Consider the following 20879-nt stretch of genomic DNA (forward strand, 5'->3'; position numbering starts at 1 on the left):
AATTTCTCGTAAGAGAAGCTCGAAAGAGCAAGTCTACTAACTTTGACACGTTAGCGACTTTAAAAGAATTTAGTATACTGCGTAAGCAATTTACTAAAGGAGCGGTAGTTCAGTTGGTTAGAATACCGGCCTGTCACGCCGGGGGTCGCGGGTTCGAGTCCCGTCCGCTCCGCCAACATAAAGACGAAAGCCTCATCGAAAGATGAGGCTTTTTTCGTTGCGTCGAATAAATATCATCATTCTATGATGATATTTAGTTTTAATATTAAGCATTTATTCCAGATGTCAGCAATGGTGATATTTTTACTTTTTAGATTAATTAAATAACTATGAAGTATTTTAAAATCATTAATTTGAGTGTTTATTGTTCAACTTTGTTGATGTTACTACTGTTGTAAATTGTTATATTTCCTCTCACTTATGCTAAATCGTAAACTCTTAGCTGGTTTCTCAAACTCGAAGCGTTAGGTTTTAACGATATCTAAAGCCGTTTCACCTAAGCCGTTATGACCTATTAAATACTTTAGTTCTAAACTGGTGAAGGGCAATAGCTCTAAATGCAGTTCATACCACTTGTAAGTGTTTATAAGCGACTATTCGTTGCGATTGGTAATTGTGCTGCTTGTACTCAAGCAAGTCATTTGTAAGTCTCCTTAAGCTCAGTTACGTAACTGTTTAAGTAGAGTATGTGATCCGACATCATGTAAATACCGTATGTAAGTGAGCTTCGCATTGCCAAAATAGCAAAGTAGATTATAAATTGCTTAATTTGGCTGAAAAACCCACAGTCAGTACGTTTGTGATAAATAATGCTTTACCTTTCGCAGTGGTTTTAGCATAATGCATTCCGTCAACAGGGGTATAGTTCCAATTGGTAGAACAGCGGTCTCCAAAACCGATGGTTGCGAGTTCGAGTCTTGCTACCCCTGCCAAATTTAGAAGGCCTAGCAGAAATGCTAGGCCTTTGTCTTTTCTGGCTTTTATTAATTTCCCTGTCTTCAAATCACTCTTAAACTCATACTCATATTTTTCAGTATTTCCTATTCGGTGACCAAACGGTGACCAAATGGTGACCATAGCTTTTAGAGGCAGCCAATCTTTCTATTGATAGTTTAGAACTAATATCTAGTGTTAAAAGTTTTTCAAAATTAATAACGATAACCGAAACTAGATAGTTAGCTTGGGAAGACTATTTACATTAATAGATAAGAACCTTCCTATTATTAAGCAGGGAAGTCTACACCGCTTTTGTCAGTTTTATTTTTAGAAAGTTATCCTCGATCGACCAACCTTCCATTATTAATAACTTATTGAGCACTTAGACTTTAATCAAAATAAATCACGGTTCTTTACTAAGCTATCGCCATATGTAACCTAGCCGTATATCATGAGTTAACAAGGATATATGGCGCATTTTTATGAAATCAACCTCTCTTTTTTATAGTCAGAATGCTATAGAACTCGCTGAACAATATAATAGTCTTGATTTTAAGTCTGTACACCAATCGTGGAAGTTATATTGGCCAGAATCTGGATCTAATGTTTTAGATATTGGTGCTGGTTCTGGGCGTGATGCTAAGTGGATGAATGAGCAAGGTTGTGAGGTCATCGCTGTAGAGCCAAATAATGCATTGCGTCAAATAGGGCTGCAAAGTGCAGGCCCAGAAGTCACTTGGCTTAATGATTCACTTCCAGTTCTTAAAAACGTGCAAAGCTTAGGAATGCGTTTTGACTTAATACTTGTAAGTGCAGTGTGGATGCATTTAGCCCCTTCATTACGTGAAAGAGCATTTCGTAAACTTTCAAAACTATTATCCCCAAATGGTAAATTAGTCATTAGCTTGCGTCATGGAGAGTTTACTGATGGCCGACAAGGCTTTTCTGTCTCGGTTGAAGAGCTAGAAAAACTTTCAAAAGATCACGGATTGCAACTTCAATTAGTATCGGGTAGTGAAGATAATCTTCAACGGGCACATGTGTCTTGGCAGACTGTTGTATTGAATTTGCCTGATGATGGTTCCGGTAACCTTAACACTGTTCGTCGAATTATTGTTAACGACAGTAAATCGGCGACTTATAAGCTTGCTCTATTGAGAACGTTACTTCGTATTGCCGATGCTCACTCTGGGGCTGTAGGGGTTTAGCAAAACTGGCCACTATTTTGTAGTTAATTGGTGTGTTTGTTGACTTAATTGAAAACTTTCTTTATGGTAAAAAAAGACTAAATTGCAGTCGGCTACCGAGCTTGATGCTCACTTCTTTACTCCGCTCCCATCTTTGCCTGGGAGGTTTCAACTGCAAACCAGATATCGATCTGGATTCTTATTGTGAAACCTAATTCATTTTATATGGAGAAAACTATGTGCATTACTGATGCGTTATTCCACTCTAATTCCCTAGATGAAAAAACAGATCCACAAGAGCGATTTATACAGGCTCTTGATGAGAGTCATATTGGTGGCGATTTTCGTGAATTACTCATTAAACACTTTCAAAACGATTGGCTGCGTTGTTTTGGCTCAGTTTCTAAATTAGAAGATGTTCTAAATCAAACTACTCAGGTAAAAACAGCATCCGAAAAGTGTTTAGCTATAGTCATATCCCAAGACATAGAGCTATCCCTCGCCTTTGAATATTATCGGAGTGGTGTAAAAACGACTAACCCCAGATTTTATGATTTCTTAATTGATGTTAAGAATATTTATTTTCAATTCTCCCCATCAGCACTATACCAAGCAGGCATGAAAGAGATAGCAGGTAACTACTATCAATTTGTGTGTTGGCTTTATGGTGAAGACTATTGTTATTCAAAAGCATTTTTTAATGATGAAGCGCTTAATGAAATGAGTGGACAAGAGCGAGCTAAATATTTCTGGAGATTTTTCGAGTTAATTTCACTTAAATTTCAAACTCTTGATGAGAATCAAAGGATTAATGAGTTAATACGTATTAGTTCTTCAACTGATGATTACGTTGGTCCACTGACAAATGGGTTGAACTTCATAAGAGCCTGGGTTGAGTTTGACACACAAAATCAAATGCTTTCTTCTGATTTATATGACATTTTTTATGGATATCATTCGCACTGGGAGGAGCTCAAAAACTTAGCTCGTGATGAAGTAACTGGTAGCTCTGATATTACAAAGCATCTTAGAAAATGGCTCGATGACTTTCGTTATGATTGCATAAAGCTTTCGCTAATAAACACTGATTTAACCAAGGCATCCAAAGATGAGATTGGAGTGTGGGTTCGCGAGGTTGTAGGTTATTTAACCCATATAGATGTCGGGTTAACTTGGGACGAGCTGAAAAGTAACGAGTTTGAAAGCTTCGAGAAAAATAAGCTTTATGAATTATGTGCCGAGTTCAGTCATGTTCAAATGAGTAAATGGATTGAATGGTCAATACAAGATGATTTTACTAAGATCCTAGGATCTAAAAAAAACTCATTTAAACAGTTAAGTGAATATCACGGAAGATGGATCACAGCCGAACACTTTGAGCTTTGGAAAACAATATTTTTAGAGGAACTAAACAGACTAAACATTGAAGAGCAGTTAATCATTCTGTCTTGCACGCCTCCTTATACTGAAGATTATTATTCAGAAGGGTTTCAATGGTGGTTTGAACTATTTATTAACCTAGTAGACTCTGATGACTTTCCAAAGCACTTATTACCATCTTGGACATGCGTCGCTCTGAACTCAAACATTAGGGACAAGGCTCTTCCTTATGTCGATAAAAGCATTGGAATCTTGCGTGGAGAATTATCTGCTCCTGATAAAACAAATGATGAAATAAAAGACCATCATAAACATCTCTCCTGTTTATTACCTGCTATCGATAAAATATCAATTCGAAAAGGGCTTCGTCATCGCTTAATGTTACAACGTTTTTCAGTTACCCCATACACTAATGATAAGCTCGCGTTGTATAGCGGCGCTCTTTACCAAGGTCACTTTTACGATTGGTATACCTCTTTCAATAATCTAGTTGATGAATTGTCTTGCAAGCTACGAAATAACGATAAAGAAATAACTCAGGCGAGCAGTGAGCAAATTGAAATAGATTTTTATACAGCGTTTTCTTGTGAACTTGTAGAGTTCTTTCTGAGCCGCCTTCGTCTCCGTAAAGGAGAAAAAGCAAATAATGACCAATATGACAATCACCAAGTAACAGAGCAATCAATTATTTGGCGTAAAGGCTATGTGAATGCTTTAAAAGAGCTAGGGTTTGATCTTGGTGGTAAGGTTCATAAAACTATTAATTTTATCAAAAAATCTGATCCTGATGAGGGAGTTAGAGAACTGGCAGGGCAATGTTACAAGGCTGTTCGTAGACATGCTAAGTCAAACCCGTCAGTAAAGGATATAAAGCGTAGCATTGTTGCTGCCGAGTGGTGGCTTTTACTCTGTCAACGACAAGGACTAAAAGAGGAAGTTAATGAGCAAGAAGCAATCAAAACAAGGCGTAACCTAATGCGTAATCCATAGATTACCAATAATTTAACCAATCCAAACTTGGTGTACTGGAGCCTGATGCTCCTCCCCTGACGCTAGTCGTCCGCCATGTTGAAACTTTACGGTCTGCATGTGCAGGCCAGTCAAGGAGTATACGAATGTCTATACAAAACAACTTTGTCGAAAATTCGACTTATCCAACTACCCATAAAATAGATGAGCTAGTCATCAATTGGCACATTACCGAAGTCTGCAATTATGACTGTCGGTATTGTTTTGCTAAATGGGGAAGACCTAATGAGTTACATCGCTCACTTCAAGAAATTGAAAAACTATTAGATAACTTATCTGATTACTTCATCAAAGGCTCACCAGCAATAAAGAACATTTTAGGTTACGAAACTGTTCGGCTCAATTTTGCTGGAGGAGAGCCGATGATGCTCGGAAGTACATTTTTTATAGTGCTGATGTTAGCGAAACAAAAAGGCTTTAAAACCTCAATCATTACTAATGGGCATTACCTAGTAAATAGCCGCTTGGATTTCCCTAAAAATGTGCTGGATATGGTTGGTATTAGCTTTGATAGCCAAGATTTGATCACACGAAAAAAAATCGGCCGAGTTGACCGTAAAGGTAATTCGCTGAGCGCAGAGGATTTAAAAATCGCATTAGAGGGTTTAATAGAAACTCAAATAGGCATCAAAACCAAGATCAATACCGTTGTGAATAGCTTAAATTATGAGGAGGACTTTTCATCACTGATTGGCGAGTTAAAACCTTATAAATGGAAAGTCTTACAAGTGATGCCCTATGGTGATGACGATTTACTTATTTCAAAAGAAAAGTTTAATCAGTTTGTAGAGCGTCATAGTGGTCTAGGGCTGCCACTATTTGCTGAATCGAACTCAACGATGACAGAGTCTTATTTGATGATAGACCCGTTAGGTCGCTTCTATCAAAACTCTGTAAACTCTAGTGGTTACCAGTACAGTGACCGTATTAATCAGTGTGGTGTGGAAAGCGCGCTTGCTCAGATAGCCTTTAATCCTATAACATTTTTATCAAGATATCGTCAAATTGATATCGATGTTATTGAGTCTTAGGAGGCCAATGTGAAAAGTGAAACTTGTTTTGGAAAGGCCTCCGGTAAGGCATTAACACAATATTATTCTGAGGAAGAAGCACAAGATGCTGCGGAATACTCAAAAGAAAATTATGGTAACGATTTGAGTCCCTATCATTGTGGCAAATGTGATTTATGGCATTTGTCGCCTAAAAGTCGACAAACTCCCAGCCAAAAATGCACTCGTTGCACTGGTGGATATGGTGTTGAAAAAGCATCATATCGCTCCAAATGCGAGGCGCGTTTAAGAGCTGATATTATTTATGATGAACAGGGCATTAGCTTACGAGTTTATAAATGCAAGTATGGTTCGGGGTGGCATTTGACGAAGAGTAAATTTTAGGTACTACATAATATATCTAATTAACTATTAAGGGATTACTTAAGTGTCGTATTTCGTTACCTGATTTCGTGAGTCAAATTAGGTAGCGAAAGCTTGTCATTACCGATGAATGACGAAAATGACACTGAATAGTTACCAGTAACAAGTTTGGGATTAAATAGGGGGTTAGATGGGAAAGCTAAGCTATAGAGGTAAAATGAACCAACATATAGTTATACCTACACGAAGCTTGGGCTTTGAGTACGATTTAGAGTTACATAATTGGCATCATAAGCTTAAAGCTTTCAGAGTGTTTGAAGATAAGCCTAAGGAGCCTTTAGATGGTGGACTTGGGCTCAGCTTAAATCTTATTAGTCAGTGTTCGTCAGATAGAGAATGGCAGAAAAGTATACCAGAGCAATACTTAACTAAATCGGCAGTATTTCCAGAGCACCAATTTCAGATGTTATGGCTTGCGGCTAATGCAGAGCAAGCTGCCCAGTTATTACAAACTCGGTTTCTATTATTGGTACTGATTTGTGAAGAATATCCCGTCGACAATAATGTCGCATTAGAAATATGCAAGCTAGGTCAGCGTGAAATTTTGGACCGGTTGGGCTATGACAATGGCAAAGGGGCGCTAAAATTCATAGATAAGTTGTCACTAGACTTTGAGAGAGATATTGAACTGCAGCATGTTAAGAAACAACTCGATGTGCGATTTAGTCGATATAAAGTATTCAAACATTATCCTAGTGTAAACCTTAATGCCCTGAGCATAGATCAGAAATATCCTTTTTTAACCAGCACTCGGTTAGGGAAAATAATTGCTAACGAGGACAAAATAAAAAAAGGGTCACTGTTAGCCTATTTGGCCGATACTTTTACGTTAGGTGTCAATTTAGGTGTCAACGATCCTGCTAAAAGGATAGGGGAACTTCACTCTATTGATGCTTTGGTACAGTTGCATCAATTATGGGTAGATCGACAAAACGATATCAGAATATTGAAAAAAAGACCTGAAGATGCAGATATTTCTTACCCAAAAATGATAGCGGGAAATGAACACATTGTGGCGGTTAATAATTATGATGAACTCTTCGAGGAAGGTGTAAAACAGAAACATTGTATTGCCATTTATCATAGACGTATAGTATTAGGTGAATATTGTGTTTTTTCAATGCTTACTCCTCAGAGGGTGACAATCGGTATTAAAATATTAAGTAAAAAACCAATCATTATTCAGCTTGATCAAATAGCGGGCCTCAGGAATGCTCTTCCTGAAAATAAAACTAGAGAGATAGTTTATAAGTGGCTTGAGCAGGAGAAGCAAAATATTAATAATATTAATTAATGTTAAAATTAAATTTTATTTGGTTGTGAAGGTTGATTGTTTTATTTGATTTAAACTAGGTTGCCATTTATGGAGCGTTTTTATCTGTGATATTGGTCTTTGTGTAGGGCATTTATAATTAAGTTTACAAAGTTAAATGTAAGTTTAAATATAAATTTATGGCCTGTTTATTATAAAGTTGAATTGAAAGTTATGGCGAAAATCGTGCAGATCGCTACCTTATTTATCTTCGTTTTTTGAGTAACCATTTTCCTGTTATGAGTAAAGTCAGTATAAATATTATACTGGAAGTGGTGACCATAATGTGACAAGAAGACTCGTAAATAGCCTTAAATGGGGCCAAGTTGATTTTGAATGTTTATTAACTTTACTGGTTGTAACTTATTGTTTGTTCCGCTTATTTTGTTTGATATCGAAGTTTGTTACTGGGTATCGATTAACAACATTTGGTCTTTAAGCGGTCTCCAAAACCGATGGTTGCGAGTTCGAGTCTTGCTACCCCTGCCAAATTTAGAAGGCCTAGCAGAAATGCTAGGCCTTTGTCTTTTCTGGCTTTTAATTTTTTAGATATAGCCAAATCCGTTTCAAAATCTGTATTGCTTATATTTATCCCTTTGTCTCCTCGCTTATGGCCAATTGTGCCTATACTCATTGATGTTTTTTTGTCTAAATTGGTTTGAATAATTAACATGCAAGTGACTGACTGAAACGTTACTGTGTATGATTACGTTGCATGTGTGGCATGCAAAGTATGCAGTATATTCATGGTAGTTTTTACACTATGATAATTTTATCTAAAATGTAAGGAGCGCCACCATGTTTAACGCACTTGTATTAACCCAAAATGATAAGCAGACCCAAGCTGAGGTTCGCCAATTATCTGTTGCTGATCTTCCTGAAGGTGAAGTGTTAGTTGATGTAAGTTATTCATCGCTAAATTACAAAGATGGTCTAGCGGTCACTGGGTTAGGCAAAATTATTCGTAATTTCCCAATGGTACCAGGGATTGATTTTGCGGGTGTGGTAAGTGAATCTGCAGATCCGCGTTATAAAGCTGGTGATGAGGTAATCCTAACGGGTTGGGGCGTTGGTGAAAACCATTGGGGCGGTATGGCCCAGAAGGCTCGTGTTAAAGCTGATTGGTTAGTACCTATGCCTCAAAATGCTGATGCTGCTAAAGCTATGATGGTTGGCACTGCAGGGTTAACTGCGATGTTGTGTGTGCAAGCATTACAGCAGGCTGGTGTTACACCTGAACAAGGTGAAGTGCTAGTAACGGGTGCCAGTGGCGGTGTTGGCTCTGTTGCTGTGACGTTACTGTCAGCGCTTGGCTATCGCGTTGTGGCAAGTTCTGGCCGTGTTGAGTCTAATGGTGAGCTGCTTAAACAGCTTGGTGCCAGTGAAGTGATTGACCGAAGCGAGTTTGAACAAGCGGGTCGTCCTTTAGATAAACAGCGCTGGGCTGGGGTGGTTGATACCGTCGGTAATCAAGTGTTGGCTACCGCGTTAACCCAAATCAATTATGGTGGTAGTGCCGCTATTTGTGGTTTAGCCGGTGGCTTTGCCTTACCAACCACAGTGATGCCGTTTATTTTACGTGGAGTTAACTTGTTGGGTGTTGACTCTGTTGCTTGCCCGTTTGAAAAGCGCGTGAAGGCATGGGAGCAAGTTATTGCCTTGTTGCCAGAGAGTTTTTACCAGCAAGCCTGTCAAACTGTTGCTCTTGAACAAGTACCTGAATTTGCACAGCAGATTGTTAAAGGTAAGGTGACGGGGCGGGTATTAGTTAATTGCCAATAATTTATTAGCTTGAAGCTATTCATTAAAGATTAATTTTTTAGCTCAAGCATTTATTTAAAAGATCGTAAAGCGGCTTTAATAGCCGCTTTTTTGTGTCTTTTTTTAGTGCTCATTATTGCCTGTTACTGATAAGCAAAGGCTTAATTAAGTCGACTATTTTATCCCTTAGCCAGCGCTGACCTTTATCTAATTCACAGCGTGCATGCCAAAATAAATTGTAGTTTAGTGGCGCTATTGCAAACGGCAGTGGCTTTACAATTAAACCGTGTTTGGCTGCGGCGATTTCAGCCATACCTTCTGGCAAGGTAATAATTAATGGATGCAGGTCAAGCAGTGCCAGTGCACTGTCTAAGTTTGGCGCCCTTAATAACTCTTTACGTTGTGGGAATTGCGCGATAGATGAGTCGACAATGGCTTTAACACCATCACTAATGGCAATGGTAGCGTGGGGAAAGCGTAGGTAATCTTCTAGTGATAGGGCTTTATTTGCCACAGGGTGGTGATTGGATACTAAACAGCTAACGCCCACTAAACCTAACCTTGTTTGTTGTAATTGCTCTGTTTGCCCTATGGCGCGGCAAATTGCCATGTCAGCGCCTTGTAAACTTAGTTGCGATTGAAGGTATTGATGCTGCACCGGAATGACCTCAATGCCAATATTGGGTGCTAGTTGATAGAGCTTAGGTAACACCAGTGGCAGCAGACCTTGTGCGGCAAAGTCAGTGGTAGCTATGGTGAATTTTTGTTGGCATTCTTTGGCAATAAATTCACTGGGGGTAAGCAGTTGTAGTAATTGACCTGTAGGGCCTTGCAGCTGTTGATAGCAATCTAGAGCATATTGGGTTGGTACTAATTGTTGGCCGACCCGTGAAAAGAGAGGGTCGTTGAGCATTTCCCGCAAGCGACTTAAGATTCGACTGGTGGCAGATTGACTCAAGTGCAGCCGTTTTGCTGCTTTTGTAACACTACACTCTTCGACTAAGATTTGTAAGGCGATAAGTAAACTAAGGTCTTGTCGGTAAATTTCTTCAAGTTTCATAAGATTATTAGCAATTATTAGTCGATTTAGGTTTGATGGTTAAGCTATCACGTTAATGATTTACTGGTTTTGAAAGACTTCTATAGATAAGCAAGAAATAGCTTAATTTACGCCTAATGACGGCTTAATACATTGTATTACTATGTTTTGATTCAGCGGGTATTTGTTGAATAGAGTCCCAATGTTCGACTATCTTGCCTTGGTCATCAAATCGAAAGAAATCCATGGTGACATACTGATCGTTACCAGGCCACACTTGATGGGTATGCAGCGCCACTAAATCATCTTCTGCTATGGCCCTGACAAACTCAATTGTTTTTCCTTTATATTCAGCCATCTCAATGAAGTAATCGATGAAAGCCTGTTTACCATCTGCCACAATCGGATTGTGTTGAATGTATTCTGCGCCAACATATTTTTCAACGGCCTTAACAGGGTCGCCTAAATAAGCGCAGCGGTAAAATGCGATAGCATTGTGTTTATTGGCTTGAAGATCTTGGGCCATAGTTCGCTCCTGAGTTTGAATGGTTTTAAGTCTCTTTCATGCAAGGTATTAAATCGCCATTGCCAAAGCCTAGTTTGCCGCTGTTGTTATCGCAAGATGACGTCATAGTATTGAAATAGGGTGGTTACTTGTTAACTTGCCACAATGAATCAATGAAATAGTCGCGCTCATCTGAAAAGTGTTTAATGACCTCAAAACCGGTATGTTGGCTAATAAAGTCAATATCACTTTTGAGAAACTTAAAGGAGTACTCTAAATGAATCGGTTCAAAGGCGTCGAAATGAAATTGTCTTTTTAGCGCCGAGATATAAACATTTTGAGGCTTTGAGGCGATGACGTAGCTTTCCATAGCGCCCAGAAGGGGGCTGTAAATGCCAAAGTGCTGAAAATTATCCACCACAAAGTTAGCCCCAAGCTCGTTGTTGATCCGTGTTAATAAATTCAGGTTAAAGTCTTTGGTGAGTCCACTGGAGTCGTTATAAGCTCGGGTCAGTACATCGACATCTTTTTTTAGGTCAAAACCCACCAGAGCGTAGTCGCCAGCATTCATGCTCATCCACAAACGACGTAAAAAGCCTTGGTTTTGAACTCGATCAAAATTGCCAATATTGGAGCCTAAAAACAATACCAGTTGTTTGTTGGTCGATTTTTCTCTCACCAGCCTTAAGCCTTCAAAGTATTCCGCTACTATGCCGTGACATTCAACATTAGGGTGATCGCAAATGTTGTCTTCTAACATCAGCATGGCTTCTTCTGAAATGTCGATGGGGTAGTAATTGACTTTGCAGTTGTGATCCACGAACCCATCAATGATTAATTGGCTTTTATGACCGTCGCCTGCTCCGAGTTCGATAATATCAATTTCCTGTTCACCTATAAGCTCCGCCAGTTCATGTTTGATGGTGTTTAAAATTTCAAACTCAGTGCGAGTGGGGTAGTAATCTTCATGTTGGGTAATTTGCTGAAAAATCTTACTGCCAGTATCGTCGTAGAAGTATTTAGCTTGTAAGGTTTTTGGGCTAGCGCTAAGGCCAGTTAATACATCAATCGCAAATTGCTCTTTATTTATTGCGTCAATATTGTCACTTTTATAATCAATTTTAGAAATCTTCACACGATATCCTTTGCTAATCTGATCCCTGAAAACATCCATTGCTGGTGTGGTTGATAAAAATTTCTATAACTATGTCGATAGTGATGTGGCGGTGTGGCAATACAGCCGCCTCTAAGCACAAACTGATTACACATAAACTTGCCATTGTATTCTTCTAACTTGCCTTCAAAGGGCTTATAGCCGGGGTAGGCTGAATAATGGCTTTGGCTCCAACACCAGACTTGACCTGAAGTATCACCTGCATTGATGGGGTGTAACTGAGGTTGATGATAACTTGCTGGTGGCAGGCCTTGGGCTGAGATTAAGGCTTGATTGTCGCTACTGCGTAAATAATGCTCTAGCTCTTGCTCTGTGGGTAAGCGGCATTGGCGCCAATTGGCAAAGGCGTTGGCCTCAAAATAACTGACATGAACCACAGGGGCACTTAAGTCTAAAGGTGTTAGGCCATGAAGGGTGTATTCAAACCATTTTCCATCGAGATTTCGCCAATACAAAGGCGATGTAATACCGTTCTCGTTAAGCCAATCCCAGCCCATGCTTAACCAGTATTTTGGCGTTTGATAGCCTGCTGACTCAATAAACGCTAAATACTCACCATTAGTGATAAGAGTGTCAGAGATTGAGAAATCTGTCAGGTAAGTTTTATGAGGCGGTGATTCATTATCAAATGCGTAGCCTTCGCCACAATGACCAATTTCCACCAGTTGCTGAGTATAAGTGTGCCATGAGCCAGTGACCGCTTGTGCGCTCATTAACGGTGTTTTGCTGTAGCGAGGACTGCTGGGATTGCAATGCAGAATATACTTAATGTCCATATACAGAAGCTCTTGATGCTGCTGCTCATGATGAATACCAATTTCAATAATGGTAGCAATTTCTTCTGATATCCCAGCATTGAGTAAGCTTAGAATTAGCTCATCAATTTGCTGACGGTATTGGGCTATTTGCGCTACCGTAGGCCTAGACAAGTTACCGCGATCTTTTTGGGTCCAATGCAGGCCTGCTGATTTATAGTAAGAGTTAAAAATTAAGCTAAAATGCTCATCAAAGCGCTGATAACCTGCAACAAACTGGCGTAATATTAGCTCTTCAAAAAACCAAGTAGTATGTCCCAAATGCCATTTAGGTGGACTGACGTCGGCGCAGGGCTGAATACACAGATCTTCTATTTCTAACGGGGCGCATATTTCGGTTGTGGCGGCTCTGGTGGCAATATAGCGTTTAATTAACTGGTTACACTCTAAGTTCCCCTTGATATCCATCTATAAATCCCTTTCTGCAACGATATACTTAGAAGCACTATGACAATAATTTCTTTCAAGCTGATGACAGGCAACAGCAATAGGCATCTATAATTCATCTTTTGGCTTTTATGTGTCTTTTAAGACTTATCAACTGAGCTGGTTGTTTTTAATTTTTTCTAATTGGTTAAAATAACTACTAATGTTAAGCCTAGTCAAAATAAACCAAGATGAAAGTTTTTTATCATAAAATCATCTAGGTAGCATTTTACTAAGTGGTTAAGTTAAATCTGAAAATATTGGCTATAGGCTGTTGACGCGTGCACATTAAAAACTAAGGCTGAAGTTTTGCTACTAACACGACAAAGGTTTACTCCCTAATTAAAATAGCCTTAGCAATGGCTACTTTGCGATCTTATTCAGTGTAAAATAAGTCATCATATTTTTTTAAGGTTGTTGCATGCAGTTAATGAAGGTTGATAAGGCGCTATATCGTCAACGTTTGAATGTGGTTCTAGTGTCATTAGTGGCGAGTTTAACCCTATTATCCCTCGGTTTTGGTACCGTGCTAATTGAATTTTTTGGTAATAAAACGGTGGCCAGTGGTGAATCTACTGGGCACTTTCACCTAAACTTGTTAGGCGTTATCCTCGCGGTACTCACCTGCAGCTTAGTAATGAACTTTTATAAGAAGCATGAATACCTAAAAGAGATTTACTGGGTATGGAAGTTAAAACAACTGCATAATCGAATTTATCGCAAACTGGCTAAAATCAAACTGGCCGCTAGGGACAATGATCCAGATGCGTTAACGGTTTTATTGTTTTATTTGACGACTCAAAAGCAAGTGTTTGAGTTAGACAATAACACCCTGACACTGGCCACACTTCAAGCTGATATCAGTGCTATCGAATCAAAACTTGCCGATTTAAACCTTGAAATAACGACAGCGGACTTCTCTGAAAATTTACTCGAAAAGTTCTAAATCATTTAAACAAAAAGCCCCTAATTACGCTATAAATGAGTAATTTGGGGGCTTTTTTGATCAGTGTTTAGAGCAATAGTCTCAACAGCTGTTTATGCTTAAACCAGTGACAGCTCAACGCGAATGTTACCGCGAGTTGCATTGGAATAAGGGCAAACTTGATGAGCTTTTTCGATTAACGCTTGCGCTGCTACTTTATCCATTGCTGGTAAATCAATGCGAAGTGCCACCTCAATGGCAAACCCAGCGCCTTGGGTATTTGCGCCAATGCCCACGGTTGCTTCTACTGACAAATCAGCACTGAGTATTTTCTTATCTTGGGCCGCAACAAATTTCATCGCGCCAATAAAACAGGCTGAATAACCAGCAGCAAAAAGTTGTTCAGGGTTGGTTCCTTCTCCGCCTGCGCCACCTAATTCTTTTGGCGTGCTTAACTCAACAGAAAGTTTGTTGTCTGAAGATACTGAGCGTCCATCACGACCGCCGGTAGTTTTTGCTGATGCTGAATAAATGATGTCCATTATTACTCCAAATTACATAATTAAAATCATTATCTTGATACGCACACTTGAATTTAGGTTGTGCGCAACTTAACTGGGAGTAACAATAAACCTAAATTATATTGCGCGCAACCTAATTGTGGTTTATTTATTTTTCCCAAGATTATTTTGAAAATGATATGGCGCTAAATAGCTGGCGCTAGATTTACTCACAGTGGGTGGATGACTTGAGTATGCTTGAGATAATTGATTCGAAAGTCGTTGAATCACGAGCTGGTTTCAAGTAGGTGGCTAACTCTTTCTAGGTATAGGGTAAATGTTGAAAGCCTATAATTTTATTGGTTTTTATTAAAACTGAACATTTCTACATGTTTGAATAAATGTAGCTTGCGTGTTAATGTTTTAGGCTATCTTAAAGTATAAACATCAGGGAGGATTGACAATGACTTCAACATTAACCAAAGAAGAGTTAGCCTGTTTCAGTGAACTTTTTGCCAAGCAGTCTCCTATTGTTAGTAAAAGTGATACTGATTCCGTTGCTGTGACCACTGAAATGCCCGAGGCTTTAGCCAGCCTGTTAGGGAAAACTCAGATGACGTTACTAGCTGAAATTGGTCACTACCGTTTATGGTTTCCTTTCTCTTTAAAAATGGATGAACTGGGCCAATTTGTGTCTCAACTGGGGATCCCTGAAGTCGTGGATACCCGAGGTGCAGATAGAAGCTGGCGCATGAAAGAGCTAGATAATGTCAGAATTATTGATTTTGATACAAATTTAGCCATTGATGTGTTGTCGCTTTCAAGCACTGGCGTCACTTTAGATGCACCGCAGATTATCGAGTCAAGCAAACCTAGGCGTGGCACCTTGGTGCTTACCCATGAAATTAGTTTTGATATTGAATATAAAAAAGTTCGCTCAGACAATGGCGTTATTGCAGCAACAATTATTGTCGGAGAAGACTCAAGAGAAACCCTCAGACAATTTTTATTTTCGATGCATAAAGCTCAGCATTCTTCTCTTTATGAGCATGGTGAGACGCAAGCGGATGTTCAAGCCACAGTCGCCTCAACTAAAGACTTTAAATAGTCTCGCATCTATATAGCTGCTATTAACTTTCTACCTTAAAGTCTCTGCTAAGTAGTGCGGTTAAATCCTTTACAAAAGCACTATCAACCTTAGGATGAACCAATTGGCTGAGTTCATCTCCAATGGGGGTAAAACGGTAATAACTGAATAGTAAGTTATTGCTATTAGGCTCAATAGCTATTTTGTTGTCTATCATATTTAATTGAATTTTAACGCCTTTGTCTAAGGTGCCAGTTTCAAATTCACTGCTGTGAAGTATTCCCGCATCAATTAAGGTCAATATACTCGAATAGGGCAAACCATATTTCGATAGCCCGAAATTCATCAGAGTCGATTTTCTAAAATATTGTTTGATACCGCCATGTATACGGTAGCCACTGAGCAGTTTATAACGGCTTTCGTGATTAAGTTTTACTGACATTCCCAAGGCTTTTTCAAGAATATGGGCTTCTCTTTGGGTCAGTTGTTTAAGGGTTGCCAATGTTCTTAGGCTAAAATTACCCGGTTTAACTATTTCACTGGCTAAAATGCGTGCCCATAAATCTTGCATTCTGCGGCTATTAATTTGCTCAGCCATTTGAAAAAACTGGTAACTCCAATCAGGGTCTAAATCTTCTCCTGTCACATCTGTAGGCGTATAAGTGAGAGCCAATTTAAAGATGGTTTCCAGATTAAGCTGATGCTGAGAGTGTAGTTTTCGTAGTCGAAACTCAGCTCGCTCAGCAATGGATGCACTGGAAGGGCGATAATCTTCTTCACTGGCTAATCCCAGTACTTTACCCAGCAAAAGCGCTTTTTTACTTGCTGAAACCATAGCGCCGTTGTCGTTTGCCTGTGCTGAGTTTAGCGGCTTAGTCGAAGCTTTAGTTGAGGCCTTAGTTGAGGCCTTAGTTGAGGCCTTAGTGGAGACTTGGGCTTCAGCGATTTGCGGTTGAATGTTTGCCATTGTTTTATTCTTATTGTTTATTCTTATTGTTTATTCTTATTGTTTATTCTTATTGTTTATTCTTATTGTTTATTCTTATTGTTTATTCTTATTGTTTTATGGTGTTTTGAGTTTTGATGTTTTTGTTACAAAACGCCAATTAGTTTCATTGCCAGCAGCAGGAGATGTCGGGATGTTTAATGCCAATATTAACGAGCATATAGCAAAGCCGACTCCAATCATAAATACCCATTGAGGCGAGCTTAACCATAATATGCCTAACAGTGCCGGAATAATCACTGCGGCAATATGATTAATGGTAAAGCTTACCGACATACTAGCGGCAATATCTTTAGGATCGGCAATTTTTTGAAAGTAGGTTTTCATGGCGATAGCCATAGCAAATAATAGATGGTCAAAAACATACAGCGCAGCAGCGATAGTGGCATGTTCAACTACGGCGTAGCTAGCAAAAACAATAATTAAGCCAAGGTATTCAATCACCAAAGCCTTACGTTCACCGATGCGGCTAATAAAGCGGCCGATAGCTGGGGCAAATAGCAAATTAACCACGTAATTGATTAAAAACAGTGAGGTGATTTGGGTGACTGAATAGCCAAACTTTTCCACCATCATAAAACCGGCAAAGACCATAAAGATTTGTCTTCTGGCGCCTGATAAAAACGTCAGTGCGTAGTAAAGCCAGTAACGCTGTCTAAAGATAAGCTTTTTGTGCTGCGGCTCAGCAATAGGGAAATGTGGGTAATACAGACTCATCATGATAACCGCAATTAAGCCTAAGCCGCCAATGATGGCATACATCCACACATAATCGAGTTTAAGCCAAGTCATTACCAGCCAAATACTGCCATAACCCAGTAATGCAGCCGCAGATCGCCACGCTAATGCTTTACCTAAAAACTCTGCGGTGTGTTGTTTATCGACCCATTGTAGTGTCAAAGATTGATTAACGGTTTCAAAATAATGAAAGCCAATCGACATTAAAACTGTGGTGATATAAAGCCCTAATACACTGGGGAAAAAGCCAGTTATAGCAATGCCAATGGCTAATACCGCCAGTGACAACAGCGCGAAGGTTTGCTCTCTAATTAGCAGTAATACAAATATAGCGGTAAAGGCTAAAAAGCCGGGTACTTCACGCAAACTTTGCAGCATGCCAATTTCAGCCCCAGTAAATGCCGCCTTCTCGATAACAAAGTTATTGAGTAAGGCTTGCCACACAGCAAATACCATCGACATGATAAAGGTCATCCACAATAACAATTGCTGTGGATTTTTGTCTGAAACTGCGGGCATTACGGTCACTTTTTCTTGTCTGTCAATATTAACCTCATAGTTACATAGATAGCCTTTGATCGCTAAGTGTAAATTTGATGTAAACTAAGTTGCGAAAATAAATGTAAATTCTAATGCAAATGATTCTTATTTGATATACTGTGTCGATGTATTAACAAAAGGCACGCAATTATTGTGGAGAATGAGATGAGTAAAAAGTTAACACTGTTGGCAGTATCGATAGCAAGTGTGATTGGTTTTGGGGCTACAGCCAATGTCAGTGCTGCAACTTCAGCTGATGATTTGGCAAAAGCAATTGCGAAACAAGAAGCTGAAATCGCAACATTAAAACTTGAATTACAGCAGCTTGCACAGCAACAGTCTGAGCAATTAGCATCTCAAAAACAGATTGAGGTGACTCAAGAGCAACAAGGTAACGCTGTAAAAGATGTCAGTAACACTGTTTCAACTGCAGCAGAACGTTACAGTAAATTCTCATTCAAATCCTACGGCTCAGCTAACTTCACTAGCGATGAGTATTTTGAAAATGTGCAAGATACCTCACCTGAAAGACGAAATCGTTTTGACCTTGAACGTATTGTTACCGAGTTTGGCTACCAGTTCACTGACGAATGGAGCATGGAGGTTGAAATAGAATACGAGCACGGCGGTACTGGTGCTGCACTTGAATATGATGGTTTTGATGAGTTTGGCGAGTTTGAAACTGAAACAGAAGCGGGTGGTGAAGTCGTCGTTGAGAAGGCTGAAATACGTTACCGACCTAGTGATGCGTTCGGGGTTAAATTCGGTAACATTCATTTGCCTATTGGTCTTTCAAGCACTTTACATAAACCGAATCAATATCTCACTGTGCTGCGCCACAAAAGTGAAGCTGCGATGATACCAGCTGTGTGGAATGAAAACGGTATTGGTGTTTACGGTGAACTTGCAGATTTTCATTATCAAGCACAAGTTGTCAGCGGCCTTAATTCTGAGTATTTCAGAACATATGATTGGGTTGCTTCAGGGCATCAGAAACGTTTTGAGCATGTTAACGCTGATGATTTAGCCTTTGCTGGCCGTATCGACTATGGCAACTTTAAAACCGGCAGTGCAATTGGTGTGTCTTATTATTATGGCAATACCAGCGGTAACCGTAACAAAAGTAATAAATTAAATGTTGATGGCACATTGAGCATTGTGACAGCTGCAGCGGCTTTTGTTGAAGGCCCTTGGGTGCTTCGTGGTCAATATATGTATGGCACGTTAAGTGATGCCGATGCCATTACGCTGGCAAACAAAACCACCCCAGGTTTACAGCCAGGTAACTTCGCCCAGTTAGGCTCTAAGTCGCAATCATTTTTTGTTGAAGCTGGCTTTAAGTTAGATGAATACATCGATGTTCCCTTAACTGTTTTTGCCAATATTGATTACTCAAACCCATTAATGGAAGTAGAAAGCGGTACTGCTACCCAGCGTTATGAAAATACCTGGAGCAGTATTGGGGTTAACTATTTCCCTATTCCAGAGATTGTGATTAAAGCTGAAGGTGGCCTGCAGCAAGTGGCTGTAGCCAGTATTCCAGATACTAACTTTTTTGCCCTCGGTGTGGGTTATCAGTTCTCGCTTTAACAGCAGCAGATTTTAGCTAGTTTAATTTTAAGAAAAATACTGACCATCTTCAGTAAAAAATATTATCGATTAAAATGGAGTATTACATGAATTTTAAGTACACAGCAATTGCATTCGCACTAGTAGGAACCCTGTCAGCATGTGGTGGTTCAGGTTCAGAGATTGAAGAAGTTATAGCACCACTACTACCAGAAACAGGGTTTACTTTTTCAGCAACAGAGTTGGTCACCAATTTAACTGATGATGTCATTGTTGCTGGTTATGCTAATCTAGCTGCACAAGGCGTTGCCTTGTTATCTGCGACGCAAGTATTGTTAAATTCTACATCTCAAGCTGACTTAACAGCAGCGCAAGATGCATGGAAAGCCGCTCGTAAACCATGGGAACAAGGTGAGTCACATATCTTTGGTCCTGTAGATTCATTAAGTATTGATCCACATTTAGATAGCTGGCCGTTAAACACCACTGACTTACAAACCCAATTAGCTAACAATAGTGGTTTTGATGCTGAGACTATTAAAAGCTGGAACGATGATGTTCAAGGTTTTCATACCATGGAATATTTATTATTTGGTGATGGCGTAGATGACAATACGAAATTAATTGCAGAATTAACGACGGCTGAACGTGAATATGTCATTGCATTGGCTGAAGTATTTCGCGACTACACAGCGCAGTTAGATGATGCATGGCAGGTTTCTCATAACCCACAAGATACCAATGCACTGCCTTATGCAGATTTATTGAAAACGCCTGGCTCTGCTAATAATACCGTTTATTCATCAGAACTTGCGGTTATTGAAGAATTAATTAACGGCATGATAGGTATTGTTGATGAAGTGGGTAATGGCAAAATTGCTGATCCATTTGGTGACTCATTAGCCACAGCTGACACCTCAAAAGTTGAGTCGCAATACTCTTGGAATTCATTGACCGATTTTGCTGACAACATCCAAGGTGTTCGCAATGTATACCAAGGTGAGTTTATTGGCGGTGCTGACAAGCAAGGCATTATCGACTTTGTTGCAGCTGCAGACAGTGATTTATCAGTGCGTATAGCAAGTGAAATTGATGATTCAATCCTAAAAATTCAGGCGATTTCTGGCAGCAACAACATGCCATTCCGTCAAGCGATTTTAGATGAGGATGGACGTGCTCGCATTGAAACGGCAGTGACCGCATTAACAACCTTACAAGCCTCATTAGAGTCAGATGTTATTCCACTATTATCTGAGTGGAATGCCCAGTAATTTCTATTAAATAGTAATAACAATAGCGCTACTGATACTGAGCCAGTGTCAGTAGCGCGATTTGATGACATTGATGAAGTTGGCCGTAAGAGCATGACAAGTCAAATAAAGTGTTTTGAACACCGTCGGTAGAGATACCGGTCTTGATATAAGAGTGTCTAAGATGAGCAAGAATCCCAAAGCTGTTAACGCCCCTAATTCCCCTAATTTAAATGGTAAAACCTTACTGGCCTCCATTATCAGTGT

The 20879-nt window shown here is 39.5% G+C and carries 17 protein-coding genes and 3 tRNA genes; 13 read left to right on the forward strand and 7 right to left on the reverse strand.

The genetic code is table 11. The annotated features are described in order from the left end of the window. Positions 1-98: 98 nt before the first annotated feature. The 9 genes from BCU57_RS00005 to BCU57_RS00045 all read left to right on the forward strand — a co-directional run bounded on the left by BCU57_RS00005 (position 99) and on the right by BCU57_RS00045 (position 9059). A tRNA-Asp gene (locus tag BCU57_RS00005) sits at positions 99-175 on the forward strand. Positions 176-855: 680 nt separating this feature from the next. Further along, a tRNA-Trp gene (locus BCU57_RS00010) sits at positions 856-932 on the forward strand. 486 nt (positions 933-1418) lie between these two features. Next, on the forward strand, positions 1419-2144 hold the full coding sequence (locus tag BCU57_RS00015; protein ID WP_102436130.1) for a class I SAM-dependent methyltransferase: 726 nt from the start codon (positions 1419-1421) through the stop codon (positions 2142-2144). A gap of 216 nt (positions 2145-2360) precedes the next feature. Beyond that, positions 2361-4493 (forward strand): hypothetical protein, encoded by a 2133-nt coding sequence (locus BCU57_RS00020; protein WP_102436132.1) that lies wholly within the window; start codon positions 2361-2363, stop codon positions 4491-4493. Between the two features lie 125 nt (positions 4494-4618). Further along, entirely contained in the window at positions 4619-5563 is a 945-nt protein-coding gene (locus tag BCU57_RS00025; RefSeq protein ID WP_102436134.1) for a viperin family antiviral radical SAM protein, read from the forward strand. Between the two features lie 9 nt (positions 5564-5572). Further along, positions 5573-5926 (forward strand): hypothetical protein, encoded by a 354-nt coding sequence (locus BCU57_RS00030; RefSeq protein WP_102436136.1) that lies wholly within the window; start codon positions 5573-5575, stop codon positions 5924-5926. Between the two features lie 169 nt (positions 5927-6095). Beyond that, the gene (locus tag BCU57_RS00035; protein ID WP_102436138.1) at positions 6096-7259 is read left to right on the forward strand and encodes a PcfJ domain-containing protein; all 1164 of its coding nucleotides are present in this window, start codon (positions 6096-6098) and stop codon (positions 7257-7259) included. Positions 7260-7684: 425 nt separating this feature from the next. Beyond that, positions 7685-7766, forward strand: a tRNA-OTHER gene (locus tag BCU57_RS00040). Positions 7767-8075: 309 nt separating this feature from the next. Then, positions 8076-9059, forward strand: a complete 984-nt coding sequence (locus BCU57_RS00045) for an MDR family oxidoreductase (protein WP_102436142.1) — start codon at positions 8076-8078, stop codon at positions 9057-9059. 112 nt (positions 9060-9171) lie between these two features. Here the strand turns inward: BCU57_RS00045 and BCU57_RS00050 are convergent, their stop codons facing one another. The 4 genes from BCU57_RS00050 to egtB form a co-directional block, all read right to left on the reverse strand. Then, positions 9172-10098: a LysR family transcriptional regulator gene (locus BCU57_RS00050; protein ID WP_102436144.1), complete on the reverse strand. Its 927-nt coding sequence runs from the start codon at positions 10096-10098 to the stop codon at positions 9172-9174. Positions 10099-10222: 124 nt separating this feature from the next. Continuing rightward, positions 10223-10603, reverse strand: a complete 381-nt coding sequence (locus BCU57_RS00055) for a nuclear transport factor 2 family protein (RefSeq protein ID WP_102436146.1) — start codon at positions 10601-10603, stop codon at positions 10223-10225. Between the two features lie 124 nt (positions 10604-10727). After that, positions 10728-11717, reverse strand: coding sequence for an L-histidine N(alpha)-methyltransferase (locus BCU57_RS00060; RefSeq protein ID WP_241903446.1), 990 nt, complete (start codon positions 11715-11717; stop codon positions 10728-10730). Beyond that, positions 11714-12979, reverse strand: coding sequence for an ergothioneine biosynthesis protein EgtB (egtB, locus tag BCU57_RS00065; RefSeq protein WP_102436150.1), 1266 nt, complete (start codon positions 12977-12979; stop codon positions 11714-11716). The genes BCU57_RS00060 and egtB overlap by 4 nt, the downstream gene beginning before the upstream one ends. 439 nt (positions 12980-13418) lie before the next feature. Here egtB and BCU57_RS00070 point away from each other — a divergent pair, with 439 nt between their 5' ends. Beyond that, entirely contained in the window at positions 13419-13943 is a 525-nt protein-coding gene (locus tag BCU57_RS00070) for a DUF3087 domain-containing protein (RefSeq protein WP_102436152.1), read from the forward strand. Positions 13944-14041: 98 nt separating this feature from the next. On the opposite strand, the gene BCU57_RS00075 is transcribed toward BCU57_RS00070, so the two are convergent. Further along, positions 14042-14464, reverse strand: a complete 423-nt coding sequence (locus BCU57_RS00075; RefSeq protein WP_102436154.1) for an organic hydroperoxide resistance protein — start codon at positions 14462-14464, stop codon at positions 14042-14044. Between the two features lie 421 nt (positions 14465-14885). Between BCU57_RS00075 and BCU57_RS00080 the strand changes: the two genes are divergently transcribed. Continuing rightward, on the forward strand, positions 14886-15530 hold the full coding sequence (locus BCU57_RS00080) for a hypothetical protein (protein ID WP_102436156.1): 645 nt from the start codon (positions 14886-14888) through the stop codon (positions 15528-15530). Between the two features lie 22 nt (positions 15531-15552). On the opposite strand, the gene BCU57_RS00085 is transcribed toward BCU57_RS00080, so the two are convergent. Continuing rightward, positions 15553-16344 (reverse strand): TIGR03899 family protein, encoded by a 792-nt coding sequence (locus tag BCU57_RS00085; RefSeq protein ID WP_241903447.1) that lies wholly within the window; start codon positions 16342-16344, stop codon positions 15553-15555. A 228-nt stretch (positions 16345-16572) separates the two neighbouring features. Beyond that, positions 16573-17772: an MFS transporter gene (locus tag BCU57_RS00090; protein ID WP_102440450.1), complete on the reverse strand. Its 1200-nt coding sequence runs from the start codon at positions 17770-17772 to the stop codon at positions 16573-16575. A 186-nt stretch (positions 17773-17958) separates the two neighbouring features. Here BCU57_RS00090 and BCU57_RS00095 point away from each other — a divergent pair, with 186 nt between their 5' ends. Together BCU57_RS00095 and BCU57_RS00100 are read left to right on the forward strand one after the other, a co-directional pair. Then, positions 17959-19383: a hypothetical protein gene (locus BCU57_RS00095; RefSeq protein WP_102440451.1), complete on the forward strand. Its 1425-nt coding sequence runs from the start codon at positions 17959-17961 to the stop codon at positions 19381-19383. 86 nt (positions 19384-19469) lie between these two features. Next, complete coding sequence (locus tag BCU57_RS00100; protein WP_102440452.1) at positions 19470-20633, forward strand: imelysin family protein; 1164 nt, start codon at positions 19470-19472, stop codon at positions 20631-20633. Positions 20634-20879: the final 246 nt, after the last annotated feature.

The sequence above is a fragment of the Shewanella sp. 10N.286.48.B5 genome, from assembly GCF_002874355.2.
Classification (GTDB): domain Bacteria; phylum Pseudomonadota; class Gammaproteobacteria; order Enterobacterales; family Shewanellaceae; genus Shewanella.